The organism is Jatrophihabitans sp., from assembly GCF_051960575.1.
Lineage (GTDB): Bacteria > Actinomycetota > Actinomycetes > Mycobacteriales > Jatrophihabitantaceae > JBQCEE01.
The window spans coordinates 1-13,087 of the sequence record NZ_JBQCEE010000106.1; the positions used below are offsets into that span (position 1 = coordinate 1).

At 72.1% G+C, this 13,087-nt stretch carries 15 protein-coding genes; 8 read left to right on the top strand and 7 right to left on the bottom strand.

What is annotated here, in order from left to right; genetic code table 11:
• Positions 1–105: 105 nt before the first annotated feature.
• The 6 genes from ACTHMS_RS05445 to ACTHMS_RS05470 form a co-directional block, all read right to left on the bottom strand.
• Entirely contained in the window at positions 106–1,182 is a 1,077-nt protein-coding gene (locus tag ACTHMS_RS05445) for an ABC transporter substrate-binding protein (protein WP_440305658.1), read from the bottom strand.
• 57 nt (positions 1,183–1,239) lie between these two features.
• The gene (locus ACTHMS_RS05450; protein ID WP_440305659.1) at positions 1,240–2,115 is read right to left on the bottom strand and encodes an ABC transporter permease; all 876 of its coding nucleotides are present in this window, start codon (positions 2,113–2,115) and stop codon (positions 1,240–1,242) included.
• 47 nt (positions 2,116–2,162) lie between these two features.
• Positions 2,163–3,035 carry an ABC transporter ATP-binding protein gene (locus tag ACTHMS_RS05455; RefSeq protein ID WP_440305660.1) on the bottom strand — a complete coding sequence of 291 codons (873 nt, stop codon included), beginning with the start codon at positions 3,033–3,035 and terminating at the stop codon, positions 2,163–2,165.
• Between the two features lie 143 nt (positions 3,036–3,178).
• Complete coding sequence (locus ACTHMS_RS05460; protein WP_440305661.1) at positions 3,179–3,634, bottom strand: vitamin K epoxide reductase family protein; 456 nt, start codon at positions 3,632–3,634, stop codon at positions 3,179–3,181.
• Positions 3,631–4,323, bottom strand: a complete 693-nt coding sequence (locus tag ACTHMS_RS05465; protein ID WP_440305662.1) for a DUF929 family protein — start codon at positions 4,321–4,323, stop codon at positions 3,631–3,633. Before ACTHMS_RS05465 ends, ACTHMS_RS05460 begins: the two co-directional genes overlap by 4 nt.
• On the bottom strand, positions 4,320–4,571 hold the full coding sequence (locus ACTHMS_RS05470; protein ID WP_440305663.1) for a hypothetical protein: 252 nt from the start codon (positions 4,569–4,571) through the stop codon (positions 4,320–4,322). The genes ACTHMS_RS05465 and ACTHMS_RS05470 overlap by 4 nt, the downstream gene beginning before the upstream one ends.
• A 146-nt stretch (positions 4,572–4,717) precedes the next feature.
• Here ACTHMS_RS05470 and ACTHMS_RS05475 point away from each other — a divergent pair, with 146 nt between their 5' ends.
• The 6 genes from ACTHMS_RS05475 (at position 4,718) to ACTHMS_RS05500 (ending at position 10,804) form a co-directional block, all read left to right on the top strand.
• A complete protein-coding gene (locus tag ACTHMS_RS05475) occupies positions 4,718–4,852 on the top strand; it encodes a hypothetical protein (protein WP_440305664.1) in 135 nt (44 codons plus the stop codon).
• Positions 4,853–4,902: 50 nt separating this feature from the next.
• Positions 4,903–7,893 (top strand): ATP-binding protein, encoded by a 2,991-nt coding sequence (locus ACTHMS_RS05480; RefSeq protein ID WP_440305665.1) that lies wholly within the window; start codon positions 4,903–4,905, stop codon positions 7,891–7,893.
• Positions 7,890–8,141 carry a hypothetical protein gene (locus ACTHMS_RS05485; RefSeq protein WP_440305666.1) on the top strand — a complete coding sequence of 84 codons (252 nt, stop codon included), beginning with the start codon at positions 7,890–7,892 and terminating at the stop codon, positions 8,139–8,141. The genes ACTHMS_RS05480 and ACTHMS_RS05485 overlap by 4 nt, the downstream gene beginning before the upstream one ends.
• Before the next feature lie 98 nt (positions 8,142–8,239).
• Positions 8,240–9,166, top strand: coding sequence for an ABC transporter substrate-binding protein (locus ACTHMS_RS05490; RefSeq protein WP_440305667.1), 927 nt, complete (start codon positions 8,240–8,242; stop codon positions 9,164–9,166).
• Positions 9,167–9,170: 4 nt separating this feature from the next.
• On the top strand, positions 9,171–10,058 hold the full coding sequence (locus ACTHMS_RS05495; RefSeq protein WP_440305668.1) for an amino acid ABC transporter permease: 888 nt from the start codon (positions 9,171–9,173) through the stop codon (positions 10,056–10,058).
• Positions 10,055–10,804, top strand: a complete 750-nt coding sequence (locus ACTHMS_RS05500) for an amino acid ABC transporter ATP-binding protein (protein ID WP_440305669.1) — start codon at positions 10,055–10,057, stop codon at positions 10,802–10,804. Before ACTHMS_RS05495 ends, ACTHMS_RS05500 begins: the two co-directional genes overlap by 4 nt.
• 27 nt (positions 10,805–10,831) lie before the next feature.
• On the opposite strand, the gene ACTHMS_RS05505 is transcribed toward ACTHMS_RS05500, so the two are convergent.
• Complete coding sequence (locus ACTHMS_RS05505) at positions 10,832–11,776, bottom strand: LysR family transcriptional regulator (protein ID WP_440305670.1); 945 nt, start codon at positions 11,774–11,776, stop codon at positions 10,832–10,834.
• Positions 11,777–11,849: 73 nt separating this feature from the next.
• Between ACTHMS_RS05505 and ACTHMS_RS05510 the strand changes: the two genes are divergently transcribed.
• Together ACTHMS_RS05510 and ACTHMS_RS05515 are read left to right on the top strand one after the other, a co-directional pair.
• Positions 11,850–12,509: a hypothetical protein gene (locus ACTHMS_RS05510; RefSeq protein ID WP_440305671.1), complete on the top strand. Its 660-nt coding sequence runs from the start codon at positions 11,850–11,852 to the stop codon at positions 12,507–12,509.
• Between the two features lie 147 nt (positions 12,510–12,656).
• Positions 12,657–13,087, top strand: a 431-nt coding sequence (locus tag ACTHMS_RS05515; protein ID WP_440305672.1) for a response regulator, incomplete at its 3' end; no start/stop codon positions are given.

Genomic DNA, 13,087 nt, shown 5'->3' on the forward strand with positions numbered 1-13,087 from the left:
TTTTTTTTATTTTTTTTTGTTTTTTTTCTTCCCTCGTTGGGTGGGGGGGCGGGCCGCTCTGGTCCCCCCCCCCCCCCCGCCCGTGCTGGATCGTCAGCGCGACGCTCAGCCGGCGGCGCCCGCCGGCGACGTCGTCGGCGTGAAGCCCTCGGTCTTGTTCGCCTGCATCGCGAAGGTGTTGGTGAAGGTGTCGGCGAGGTTCACCTTCGACACGTCCGTGCCGATGATCTTCTCCATCGCGAGGATGGTCTTCGGGCCACCGGCCGGCATGATCCCGTCGGGCAGGAACTGGCCCTTGTCCGTCGTCAGCCCGGCAATGTACTGCGCCTTGGTGATCGTGCTGTTCTGCACGAAGTCCTGCGGCAGCTTGTCGGCGATGTCGGCTGCCGAGTGCGTGTTGATCCAGTGCATCGTGGCCACCAGCGCGTCGACGACCTTCTGTGCCGTGTCCTTGTGGCTGTTCACCCAGCTGGTCAGGGCGAGCACGCCGGCCGCCGGCCACGCGCCACCGAGCGCCTGCTGCGCACCGGAAGTCGTGGCGAGATCGATCGCGGAGTACGCGAGGTGCTTGCTCTCGAGCGCGCCGACCGTCGGTTGGGTCGTCATGATGCACTGCACGCTGCCACGCTGGAGTTGAGCGATCGCCGTGGCACCGGCGTGCACCGCGACGGTGTGGTACTGGCTGCGGCTGATTCCCTTCTGCGCGGCCATGAACTGCGTCAGCTCGTCGGTGCCCGAACCGAGGTCGGTGACGCCCAGCGACTTCCCCTTGAAGTCGGCGGCCGAGTGCACACCGCTGTTCGTCCCGCACATCTCACGCTCGCCGGGAGCACCCGAGAGCTGCACGATGTCCTCGACCTGCTTGCCCTTGCTCTGGAAATCGATCGTGTGGATGTACCAGGCGCCGGCCATGTCGACCTGGCCCGACGCCATCGCGTCCTCGGCGCCGACGCCGCCGTTCACCTCGGTCGAGAGCTTCACGTTCACGCCGTACTTCTTGTAGAAGCCGAGATTCTGCGCGAGCTGATAGGGCAGGTAGATCTGCTTGTCGATGCCGCCGACCATCAACGACACGGTCGGTAGCGACGAGCTGCTGCTGCCGGATGCGCTGGACGAACAGGCCGCCGTGGCGGAGAGGGCGACGGCGCCGATGGCGGCGGCCGCGAGGGTGCGCTTGAGCATGGGAGGACTGCCTTTCCGATGGGTCTCGGGAGTGGAGGGACGTGCTGGAGGGACGGTTCAGATGGCCGAGGACTCGGCGTGGGTGGGGGGACGCCAGGCGAGCACGCGCTTCTCGACGAGCGTGATCAGGAACTCGGCCGCCAGGGTGATGACGGCCATGATCGCCATGCCGGCGAACACGGTGTTGGGGTCGAGACGACCCTGGGCCTGGCTGATGATCAGCCCGACGCCGCGCTGCGATCCGAGTACCTCGCCGACGAGCGCGCCGATGATGGCGAAGCCGAACGCGGTGTGCAGGCTGGCGATGATCCACGTCAGGGCCGATGGGATGGTCACGTGGCGGGCCACCTGCAGCGGTGAGGCGCCGAGCACCTTGACGTTGGCGACGAGGTTCGGGTTGACCTCGCGCACGCCCTGGAAGGCGTTGAAGAAGACGATGAAGAACACGAGCACCGCGGCCAGCAGCACCTTCGGCAGCGTGCCGAGACCGAAAGCCACGACGAAGATCGAGCCGAGGATGATGCGAGGCACGGCGTTGACGATCTTGATGAACGGCCCGAGGACGTCGGCCAGGAAGCGGTTCTGCCCGAGCACCAGGCCGAGCACGATGCCGGCGGCGGTGCCGAGGAAGAAGCCGTACACGGCCTCCTTGAGCGTGACGCCGATGTCGCCCCAGATCGAGCCGAACTCGGTGCCCTTGGTGAACAGACGGACGAGCGAGTGCCAGATCTGCGACGGTTGGCCGTAGAAGAACTTGTCGAGCCAGCCCTCGGTGGTGGCCAGCTGCCAGCCGCCGAGCACGACGACCGCGAACGCAAACCTGGCCACCCAGAGCAGGACGAGGCGGCGACGGCGTGCCCGCCGCGCACCCGCAGCGACGATCTCGTCCGAGACCTCGACGGGTGTTGAGACCTGCGACGTGGACGACGTCATGGCAGCAGTCCCTTCGGTGCGGGCGAGCGACGCGATCGGGTTCGGGGTCATGCCGCACCCGCCGTCCGGGCGTAGGCGCGTTGCACCTCGTCCTTGAGCGCCGCCCAGATGCGGTCCTGCAGTTCGAGGAAGCGGGGCTCGTGGCGGATCTGCTGCACGTCACCGCGTGGACGCGGCAGGTCGATGTCGAAGCTCTCCTTGATCGAGCCGGGGCTGCTGGTCATGACCAGCACGCGGTCGGCGAGCGCGACCGCCTCGTCGAGGTCGTGGGTGATGAACAGCACCGACGGCCGCGTCTGCTCCCACAGGCCCAGCAGTTCGGTCTGCATGATCGCCTTGGTCTGCACGTCGAGCGCGCCGAACGGCTCGTCCATGAGCAGGATGCGCGGCGAGTTGATGAGCGCGGCCGCCATGGCGACGCGCTTGCGCATGCCACCGGACAGCTGGTGCGGATAGCGGTCCTCGAAGCCGGCGAGGCCGACCCGACGCAACCAGTCACGGGCGAGGTCGACGGCCTCGCGGCGCGGCGTGCCGGTCAGCAGCGGGCCGATCATCACGTTGGCCAGCACCGTCTTCCACGGGAACAACGCGTCGGCCTGGAACATGAAGCTGACGCCGGACGTGATGCCGTCGACCGGCCGCCCCCCGACGCGCACCGTGCCGCTGCTCGGGCGGTCGAGCCCCGACACCTGGCCGAGCGTGGTCGACTTGCCGCAGCCGGTCGGGCCGACGATGGCGCAGAACTGCCCCGGTTCGACGGTGAAGCTGACGTCGCGCAGCGCCGTGAACGGCGTGCCCGCCGGCGTCAGGAACCGCTTGGTCAGTCCGGACACCTCGATGTGGGCCGGATGGGTGGGGCGGGCGTCGTCCGGGCCGGCCGGCGGCCGGGCGCCGCGGGCGTCCCGTCGGAACGGTGTCATCTGTGATCCACCTCTCGGTCGGCGATGCGATGAGCGCTGACCGTAGGTGTGTCGTTCGGGTGTCGTCTGCGTTGCGCGCGCAAGCAGCGATCACCGCATTGCGCGAGGTTTCGCGCGTTCTGCTCGCCGGTGCCCGGCGGGGTCTACGACGGCAGTTCGGCCGCCCGCCACAACACCGCGGCGAGCATGACGACCGTGAGCACGTGCACCGCCAAGCACCACAGGCAGATCGCGTCCACCTCGAAGAGTTCGACGTAGACGAGCCAGACGACCATGAGCGCGCCGCCGACGGCGAGCACCACCCGCGCGAGCTCGACGGCACGATGCCGGATCGGCACCGCCAGCACGGCGGACATGACGACGAAGTACGCCAGCCCGAGCACCGCGACCGGCACGCCGGCGATCACCGACCACCGGCTGGTGGTGACCTTGGCACAGTTGATCGTGCCGTTCTCGGGGCAGGCGAGGGTGAGGTGCTGGTCGTAGTGCTCGACCGTCAGGTAGATCGAGATCGCCAGCGCGACGACCGAGGCCACGACCGCGACCACCCGGGCCGCCGACCAGCGCAGCGCCTCGGCGTCGACGACCTCGCGGCTCACGACGAACCTCCGAGCGCGGTCGCGGCCGCGCGGACACCGGCGCTGCTGCACACGGCCGCGGGCTGCTGACCCGTGATCGAGCAGACCGCGGCGGTGACGAGGTTCGCCGAGCCGATGATGCCGCGGGTGATCGGCGAACTCGGGTCGCTGAGGGCCGCCGCGACCTGCGCCTGCGTGTGCCCGTGCAGCACCTGCGGGTCGTAGGTCGCGCCCGAAATCACGTACCGGCCGCCGACGTCGATGAACGGGATGCCCCCGGACGACTGCACGTACGGCGGCTGGTCGTACTTCGTGAGCAGCGCCTGCTCGTCCGGGATGAGGGTGTCGAGCGGGGCGTACTCGCCGTTCACCACCTGGTTGCTCTGGATCTCCTTGGCCGTGAGCGCGAGGTAGCGGCTCGTGTACGACGCGCCGTGGAAGGTGAGCGTCGGGGTGCTCGGGTACACGTCGCTCGGCGACGAGGCCGTCTGCCCCAGCCCGGTGAACGTGCCGAAACGGTCGAGGGCGACGGTGACCGCCCACCGTTCAGCGGCGCAGTACGGGCAGTACTCCGCGCCGACGTAGAGCACGAGCGGCTTGCCACCGCTGGTGAGCGCCGGCGCGCTGACCGGGTGCGGCCGCGCCGACGCGGTCCCGACGCCGACCGTGTCGAAGACGCTCGCCCGCACGGACGCGAGCCGGCCGGTCACCGTGCTCGCGGCGCCCGTCGCCTTGGTGCCGGACGACGGTCCGCCGCACCGGTCGCCAGCTTGACCGCGACGAAGGTGCCGACGATCAGCACCAGCACGAGCACCGGGACGCCGGCGACGAGCAGCCGCCGCCGCCGTTGGGCCGCGGCCAGCCGCTCGCGTGCCGCGGCGGCGTTGCGCTGCGCCACCCGCTGTGCGGAGGTCGGTCGCGTGGTCGGTCGTCGGGACGACGGGTCGGAGGTGCTCACGTCTACTGAGTCCTCCGGGAAGCGGCGGCGGTTCCCGCGAATAGGGATTCCTTCCGATCCCCGCACCCCCCTCAGACGGGCAGGGTCGAGTCATCGCCGCAGCACCAGCAGCGACACAGCACGATCAGCGACTTCAGGAGGACGTCATGTTCGTCAGCACGCCGGAGTTCATCCGCGCCGAGGTCGCCTACCGCCGGGGCGTGGCCCGGTCGGCCTGGCGGCCCGCCGGCCGCCGCCCGCGGCTGCGGCGACCGCGCCCGGAGCAGCCGCAGCCCCGATGAGCCGGACGGTGCCCGACACCGTTGTCGGTGGGACGGTCCAGGATGACCACATGTCCCGCAGCACCGTCCCGCTCGTCGGCCGGCAGCGCGAGCTGGCGACCCTGCGCGAGGCGCTCGCGCTCGGCGACACCCCGCCGGACGTCGGCGGCCGAGTGGTGATCGTCGACGGCGACGCCGGCATCGGCAAGACGCGGCTGCTGCGCGAGGTCGTCGAGCAGGTGCGCGCCGGGGGCCGGCGCCGCCTGCTGGTCGGGCACTGCATCGACCTCGGCGACTCGCCGGCCCCCTACCTGCCGTTCCGAGAGGTCTTCGACCGGCTCGCCCGCGACGAGCCGGCGGTCGTGACGGCGTTGCGCGAACAGTTGCCGGCGCTGCGACCCTTGTTGCCGCGGGCGGCCGACACGGGCGCGCCACCGCGCGAGAGCGACCCGACCAGGCTCGACCGGGGCGAACTGTTCGCGGCAGTGGCGGCCGCGCTGGCCCGGCTGGGCGCCCAGCATCCGGTGCTGCTGGTCGTCGAGGACGTGCACTGGGCCGACCAGGCCAGCCGTGACCTGCTGGGCTACCTCTTCCGGCGAGCGCGGTCTGCCGACCCTGACGACGTCGGCGCCGTCGACATCGTCGTCACCGTGCGCTCCGACGACCTGCACCGCCGGCACCCGCTGCGTGCCACCCTGGCCGAGTGGTCGCGGCTCCCCGCCGTCCTGCGGGTGGGGCTGCAGCGGCTTCCGGCGGACGACGTCCGCACCCTCGTCGAGCGGCTCGCGCCCCACCGGCTCGCCGACGACGAACTGCGCGACATCACTGCGCGCGCCGACGGCAACGCCTTCTTCGCCGAGGAACTCATCGCCGCCACCGCCGAGAGCGGGGCCAGTGCCGCCCAGCTGCCGTGGCACCTCGCCGAGCTGCTGCTCGTGCGCCTCGACCGCCTCGGCGACGCCGCCCGTCAGGTCGTGCGGGTGGCCGCGGTGGCCGGGCGACGGGTGCCGCACACCCTGCTGACGCAGGTCGTCGCCGAGGTCGGCGGCGACCAGGCGGGGATCGACGCCGCGGTGCGCGAGGCCGTCGACCAGCACCTGCTCGAGCCCTCCGCATCCGGCAGCGACTACGCGTTCCGCCACGCCCTGCTGGCCGAGGCCGTCTACGACGACCTGCTGCCGGGTGAGCGCACCCGGTTGCACGCCGCCTACGCGCGGGTGCTCGCGGCCGCCACGCAAGCGTCCGCCGCCGAGCTCGCCCGGCATGCCGCCGCCTCGCACGACCTGGCGGGGGCCTACGCCGCCGGGGTACGCGCCGGCGACGAGGCGATGGCGATGGCCGCGCCGCACGAGGCGATGCTGCACTTCGAAGCGGCCCTCGGCCTGGCCTCCCACGCACCACCCGACGCGCTCGATCCTGCACTGGTGACCGCCTCGGCCGTCGAGGCGGCGGTGGCGGCCGGGCACATCCAGCGCGGCCGGCAGCTCGCCGAGCAGGCGCTGCGACAGCTGCCGCCCGACACGGCACCGCGCGTCCGCGCGGTGCTGCTGTTCGCGGCCGCCCTCGCCGATACCGCCGGCGAGACGATGCCCGAGACGCTCTCGATGACGACCGAGGCGCTCGCGCTGACACCCGCCGAGCCACCCACCACGTTCTGGGTGCGGCTCGCGGCGCTGCACGCCCAGGTGGCCAACATCCTCGGACGCGACATCGAGGCCGAGCAGTGGGCGCACCGCGCGCTGCAGGGGGAGGAGGCACTGCAGTGCCCCGGGCTGGCCAGCCAGGCCCAGCACACCCTCGCCTACCTCGCCCGCCGGCACGGCGAGCTCGACACCGCGGGCGACATGTTCGCCCGCTCGATCGAGGTGGCCCGCGCGACCGGCGAGGCCGACGCCGAACTGCGCAGCACCTTCGCGCTCGCCCAGTTGCACCTCGACCGGGTGGAGTACGACGCCGCCCGCACCGGCTACGAGACCTGCCTGCGGCGTGCCGAGGAACTCGGTCGGCGCTGGTCGGTGTGGGCCGTCTACGCCCGGGTGACCCTCGCCCTGCTCGACCGGCACGCCGGCCGGCTCGACGACGCCGAGCGGCGGCTCGACGTCTCGGTCGCCGTCGCCGACGATCTCCCGGCGGACGCAGCGGCCCTGCTCACCGCGGTCCGGCTGCGCGTGCTCGCCGCGCGTGGCGACGCCGCGCTGCTCGACGAGCTGCCCCGTCTGCGGGCGGCGTGGGCGGTCGAGGGGCGTATCGCCCTCTACGCCGGCTTCGCCGCGCTCGAGCTGTTCGAGCATCGAGGCGACCCGGACGCCGCCGAGCGCATGATCGACGAGCTGGTGACGCTGCTCGGTCCGCTGTGGCTCGATCCCTGGTTTCTCGCCCGCATCGAGTATTCGGCCCGCGGCATCGCCGCCCTGGCGAGGGCCACCGTGTCCGCCCCTGACAACACCCGGGCCGCGCTGGCGGCCCGCGGCGAACGGTTGGTCGCCGACGGGCGCACCAGTGCCGGGCAGGGGTTCCTGCGCACCGCCACCCTCGGCGCCGAGGGGCAGGCCTGGCTCACCCGGCTCGAGGCGGAGTGGGCGCGGCTGCGGTGGCTGACCGGCGTCGACGCACCCGACGCCGACGAGCTGGTCGCGCAGTGGCAGGCCGCCGTCGCCGCCTTCGGCTTCGGCGCGGACTTCGAACAGGCGCAGAGCCGCGCGCGGCTGGCCGAGGTGCTCCGAGCGGTCGGACGCCCCCAGGAGGCCGCGGCCGAGGCGCAGCAGGCTCGCCGCTTCGCCGTGCGCGCCGGGGCGAGGGCCCTGCTCGACCAGGTGGCTGCGATCGATCCGCCGGCCCGTGCCCGCGCCGCGTCGACGACGACGCTGACCGCCCGCGAGCAGGAGGTGCTCGACCTCGTGTCGGCCGGTCGCAGCAACCGGCAGATCGCCCAGCACTTGTACATCAGCGAGAAGACGGTCAGCGTGCACGTGTCGAACATCCTGGCCAAGCTGGGCGCCCGCAGCCGGACCGAGGCTGCGGCGCTCATGCGGTCACAGACCGAAGGGGTGCCGTCGTCATGACCTTCCTCGCGCTGACGTCGAACCTCGGCGACCCGCGCGCGTACGCGGACGAGGAGGCGGCGGCGACCGCGCGGCTCCGCGAGGCCGGCCTGCTCGGCGACGTCTACGTGCGCGCCGACTACACCGGCGCGGTGCTGGTGCTCACCACCGACGACCGTGCGACGGCCGAGCAGGCTGTGGCGTCGTTGCCGCTGGTGCGGGCCGGCGTCACCACCGCCGAGATCATCGAGGTGCTGCCGTTCACGTGAGCCCTGCCGCAGCTCGCACCTTGCCTATCGGTTGACTGTTCATCCATTGACGTAGCATCGCCTCGTCCTGCTGCACGCCCGAACCCGAGGAATGCTCCATGCGTCGCACGTCCGTCCTCGCCGCGTCCCTCTCGGCCGCCGCCCTCCTGCTCACCGGCTGTGCCGCGTCGAGCGGCGGCGGCACCAACGCCGGAGCGCCGGGCACCACCACACCCGGCCCGACCTCGGCCGCCAGCGACGCGCCCGCCGGTGGGTCGTCGACCAGCGCGGCGGCCGACTGCAGCCCGTCGTCACTGAAGACCTACCGGGCCGGCACCCTCACCGTCGCCACCGACTCCCCCGCCTACGAGCCGTGGTTCAAGGACGACAAGCCGAGCAACGGCAAGGGCTACGAGTCGGCCGTCGCGTTCGCCATCGCCAAGCAGCTCGGCTACACACCCGAACAGGTGAGGTGGACCGTCGAGGCGTTCAACAGCGCCATCGCGCCGACGCCGAAGAAGTTCGACTTCGACGTCAACCAGGTCTCGATCACGCCCGAGCGCGCGAAGGTCGTCGACTTCTCGAGCGGCTACTACGACGTCGCCCAGGCCGTCATCGCGCTGAAGTCGGACAAGTACGCCAAGGCGACGAGCATCGCCGGGCTCAAGGGCGCCCGCCTCGGTGCGCAGAAGGGCACGACCTCGCTGGACGCGATCCTGCAGCAGATCAAGCCCGGCACCACGCCGTCGGAGTTCCCGACGAACAACCTGGCCGTGCAGGCGCTGAAGAACGGCCAGATCGACGGCCTCGTCGTCGACCTGCCGACGGGGCTCTACATCACGGCGGCCGAGCTCGACAACAGCACGATCATCGGCCAGCTGCCCGTGACCGGCACGCCCGAGCAGTTCGGCGCCGTGCTGGACAAGCGCAGCCCGCTCACGGCCTGCGTCTCGAAGGCGATCGACGCGCTGCGGGCCGACGGCACGCTGAAGGCCCTGCAGCAGCAGTGGCTCACCAGCGCCGCCGGTGCGCCCGAGCTGCGCTAGTCACGTGGTCGCCTTCGACAAGACGACGACAGACGCGGGGAAGGCAGCGGTCTGGCGTCCGTCGCAGCGTCAGCTCGAACGCGACGCCTATCGCCGGTCGCTGCACCGGCGCAGCCTGCTGATCGCGGCGGTCAGCACGGTCGTCGTCGTCACCGTGGTCAGCCTGGTCGTGACCGGCAGCAGCGGCTGGCCGCGCACCCGCGACAACTTCTTCGACCTGCGCAGCGGTTGGACCGACTTCCCCGAACAGCTCCGCGCGCTGTGGATCAACCTGCAGATCATGGTGTTCGCCGAGGCTGCTGCGCTGGCCCTCGCCGCGGTGCTGGCGTTCCTGCGCACCCTGCGCGGCGCCGTCTTCTTCCCGCTGCGCGCAGTCGCGACGGTGTACATCGACCTGTTCCTCGGGGTGCCGCTGCTGATCGTGCTGTACCTGGTGGGGTTCGGTCTGCCGTCGCTGCGGTTGCAGGGCATCCCGACCAGCGGCTTCGTGCTCTGCACCGTCGCGCTGACCCTCACCTACGCCGCGTACAACGCGGAGGTCTTCCGCGCAGGCATCGAGTCGGTGCACCCGAGCCAATCCGCCAGCGCTCGCGCCCTCGGCCTCTCGCACGCCCAGGCGATGCGGTACGTGATCTTCCCGCAGGCGGTGCGGCGCGTGCTGCCTCCGCTGCTGAACAACTTCGTCAGCCTGCAGAAGGACACGTCGCTCGTGTCGACCGTCGGCGTCATCGAGGTCGTGCTGACCGCCGGCAACGAGCAGTCGAAGGACTTCAAGTTCGTGCACTACCTCGTCGCCGCCGTCATCTTCTGCGCGCTCGCGATCCCGTTGCTGCACCTCACCAACTGGCTGGCGCGGCGGCAGGGTTGGGTCTCGACCGGCGCCATCCGATGACGGCGCCGCTGCTGCGCGTGCAGGGCCTGCGCAAGGGCTACGGCAAGCACGTCGTCCTGGACAGTGTCGACCTCGACGCCGCCGAGCACAGCTGCACGGCGCTCATCGGCGCGTCCGGTTCGGGCAAGTCGACGTTGCTGCGCTGCATCGACCTGCTCGAGGTCGTCGACGACGGCGTGGTCGAACTCGACGGCCAGGACATCACCGACCCACGCGTCGACGCCGACGAGGTGCGCTCACGCATCGGCATCGTGTTCCAGGCGTTCAACCTCTTCCCGCACCTGTCGGTGCTCGACAACGTGACGCTCGCCCCGCGCAAGGTGCACAAGCGCCCGCGCGACGAGGCCGAACACGACGCCCTGCAGCTGCTCGATCGGGTGGGGTTGCGCGACAAGGCGGGTGCGAAGCCGGATCAGCTCTCGGGCGGCCAGCAGCAGCGGGTGGCGATCGCGCGGGCGCTGGCGAACCGCCCACGGCTCATGCTCTTCGACGAGATCACCAGCGCCCTCGACCCCGAGCTGGTCGGCGAGGTGCTCGCGCTCGTCCGCGAGCTGCAGCAGGACGGCATGACGATGCTGCTCGCGACGCACGAGATGGGCTTCGCCCGCGAGGTCGCCGACCGCGTCGCGTTCCTCGAGGCCGGTCGCGTGTGCGAGATCGGGCCGCCGGACCAGGTCTTCGGCGACCCGCAGCGGCCCGAGACCCGCCGCTTCCTGCGCCGCATCATCGAGGCCGGCCGCCTCTGACGCGAGGCGCTCGTGGCGGCACGCCGCTCAGCCGGCGGCGACGTACTCGAGGTGCCGCGAGCGGCGGGCGGCATGCCTGGCCGCCGCGTCGATGGCCGCGCGCGCCGCCACGACCGCCGGCGCGTGCACCGTCGTCGACCGCACGGCGGTGAAGACGCTGCGTTGCAGCCGCCCTTCGCGCAACGGACGCGCGACCAGCCCGGGTACGGCACTCACGAGCATGGCCGGCAGCAACGCGGCGGCGCGACCCGACGTCACCAGCGCCGACAGCAGCAGGGCGTCGTCACTGCGGTGCCGGATGTCCGGTTCGAACCCGCCGCACCGGTTGGCCACCGTGCGCAGCACGGCGTCGAGCCCCGTGCCGGCGACGCCACCCGCCCACGCGTCGTCGACCAGGTCGGCGAGGCGCACCTTCCCCCGCGCCGGCAGCGCCGGGTGCTCGGGGTGCAGCGCGACGAGCACGTCCTCGCGCAGCAGATCCACCCGGTCGACGTCGCGGTACCTCGGCACCGGCACGGGGTCGTACTCGATGCCGACGACGAGGTCGACGGCCCGCGAGCGCAGGTCGTCCAGCGCCGGCGCGGTCTCGCGCTGCTGCACCCGGATGTCGAGGTGGGGCGACGTGCCGACCAGTCGGTGCAGCACGTCCGGCAGCAGGACGAGCGCCGGTGTCTGCACGAAGGTCATCGTGAGGCGTCCGCGCACGGTGTCGCCGACGTCGGCGATCTCGGCGCGCACCGACTCGTCGGCGGCCAGTGCCTCGGCGGCATGCACCGCCAGCCGCTCGCCGGCGGCGGTCAGCACGACGCCGCGCCCGACCCGCTGCAGCAGCGGTACACCGGCCTCCCGCTCGAGTTCGGCCAGTTGCACCGACACCGAGGAAGGGCTGTACGCCAGCGCCTCCGCGACCGCCGCCACGGTGCCACGGCGGGCGAGTTCGTCGAGCAGACGGAGTCGCCGCAGTTCCATCATTCGCTTTTCTCCACGAATATCTGTCGACAATGCTCGCTTGTGCCGACGATAGCGTGGCCCGACGCTGGACGGCATGGTGTTCCTCGCCGTCCTCGTCGCCCCGCTGCTGATGCTGCTCGCCACCGTGGCCGAGCAGCGACGCGGCGGTGCCGCAGCCGGTTGGGTCGCCGCCCTGCCGGTGTCGTTGGCCGTCGCGGCCGCGGCGATCACGCTCGATGCCGGTGCGCACCCCGCCGCAGCGGTCGTGCTCGCCGCAGCGCAGCACGTGCCCGCGCAGGTTGTCTTCGCCGTCGTCGCGGGCCGACGACTGCTGGCAGGACGGCCGATCGCCGACAGCCTCGTCGTCGGGCTGCTCGGCTACGTCGTGGCGTCCGTGCTGCTCGTCGACCTCGACCGGGCGGTAGCGCCGGCGGTGGCAGTCGCGGCCCTGGTGGTCGCACCGCGGCTGCTCGGGACGGGCGAGGTACGCGCGACCGCACCGACGAGCCGGCGCTGGACCGCGGTCGGCTGCGCCACGTGCGCGACGGTCGTGCTCGCCGCGGTCGGGCTGTCGCGCCTGGCCGGGCCGGCGATCGCCGGCGCCGCGGCGGCCTTCCCCACCATGACGAGCGCGCTGGTGCTGTCGGTGGCCGTCCGGGCGGGTGGCGACGCCGGGCGTCGGTGCTCGTCGGTCTCGTGCGCAGCCTGCCCTGCTACCTCGCGTTCTGCCTCGTCCTCGGCGCGCTGCTGCTGACGCTCCCCGCCGTCGCCTTCCCGGCCGCTCTCGCCGCGACCATCGGCGTGGGCGTGATCAGCTGGGGCGACCTCGCCCGAGGTCCGAACGCAACCCTGACCTCGACGTGACCGTCCGATGCGGGAGGCACCCGCTAGCGTGCAGGGCGTGTCGTCGCCGTCGAAGGGCCTCGTGCTGGTCGTCGAGGACGAACCGGCGATCGCCGACGTCATCCGGCGCAACCTCGTCGCCGCCGGGTTCCACGTGCGTCTGGCCACCGACGGCGACACCGCGCTGACCGACGTGCGTGACCTGCGCCCGGTGGCGGTCGTCCTGGACATCGGCCTGCCGGGCGCCGACGGCATCGAGGTGTGCCGGCGGCTGCGGGCCGGCGACGACTGGACGCCGGTGCTGTTCCTGACGGCGCGCGACGACGAGGTCGATCGCATCGTCGGCCTCGAGCTCGGCGCCGACGACTACATCACCAAGCCGTTCAGCCCCCGCGAGGTCGTCGCGCGCGTGCGTGCCGTCCTGCGGCGTCAGGGCGTCCAGGACGCGGTCGACGAGGTTCGCGTCGTCCAGGACGTCGCGCTGGACCC

Bases quoted from the DNA above. Each gene is read 5' to 3' on its own strand.
- ACTHMS_RS05510 (WP_440305671.1), top strand. From the start codon at position 11,850: ATGGTGTTCCTCGCCGTCCTCGTCGCCCCGCTGCTGATGCTGCTCGCC.
- ACTHMS_RS05500 (WP_440305669.1), top strand. From the start codon at position 10,055: ATGACGGCGCCGCTGCTGCGCGTGCAGGGCCTGCGCAAGGGCTACGGC.
- ACTHMS_RS05485 (WP_440305666.1), top strand. From the start codon at position 7,890: ATGACCTTCCTCGCGCTGACGTCGAACCTCGGCGACCCGCGCGCGTAC.
- ACTHMS_RS05480 (WP_440305665.1), top strand. From the start codon at position 4,903: ATGTCCCGCAGCACCGTCCCGCTCGTCGGCCGGCAGCGCGAGCTGGCG.
- ACTHMS_RS05505 (WP_440305670.1), bottom strand. From the start codon at position 11,776: ATGATGGAACTGCGGCGACTCCGTCTGCTCGACGAACTCGCCCGCCGT.
- ACTHMS_RS05475 (WP_440305664.1), top strand. From the start codon at position 4,718: ATGTTCGTCAGCACGCCGGAGTTCATCCGCGCCGAGGTCGCCTACCGC.
- ACTHMS_RS05490 (WP_440305667.1), top strand. From the start codon at position 8,240: ATGCGTCGCACGTCCGTCCTCGCCGCGTCCCTCTCGGCCGCCGCCCTC.
- ACTHMS_RS05450 (WP_440305659.1), bottom strand. From the start codon at position 2,115: ATGACGTCGTCCACGTCGCAGGTCTCAACACCCGTCGAGGTCTCGGAC.
- ACTHMS_RS05455 (WP_440305660.1), bottom strand. From the start codon at position 3,035: ATGACACCGTTCCGACGGGACGCCCGCGGCGCCCGGCCGCCGGCCGGC.
- ACTHMS_RS05445 (WP_440305658.1), bottom strand. From the start codon at position 1,182: ATGCTCAAGCGCACCCTCGCGGCCGCCGCCATCGGCGCCGTCGCCCTC.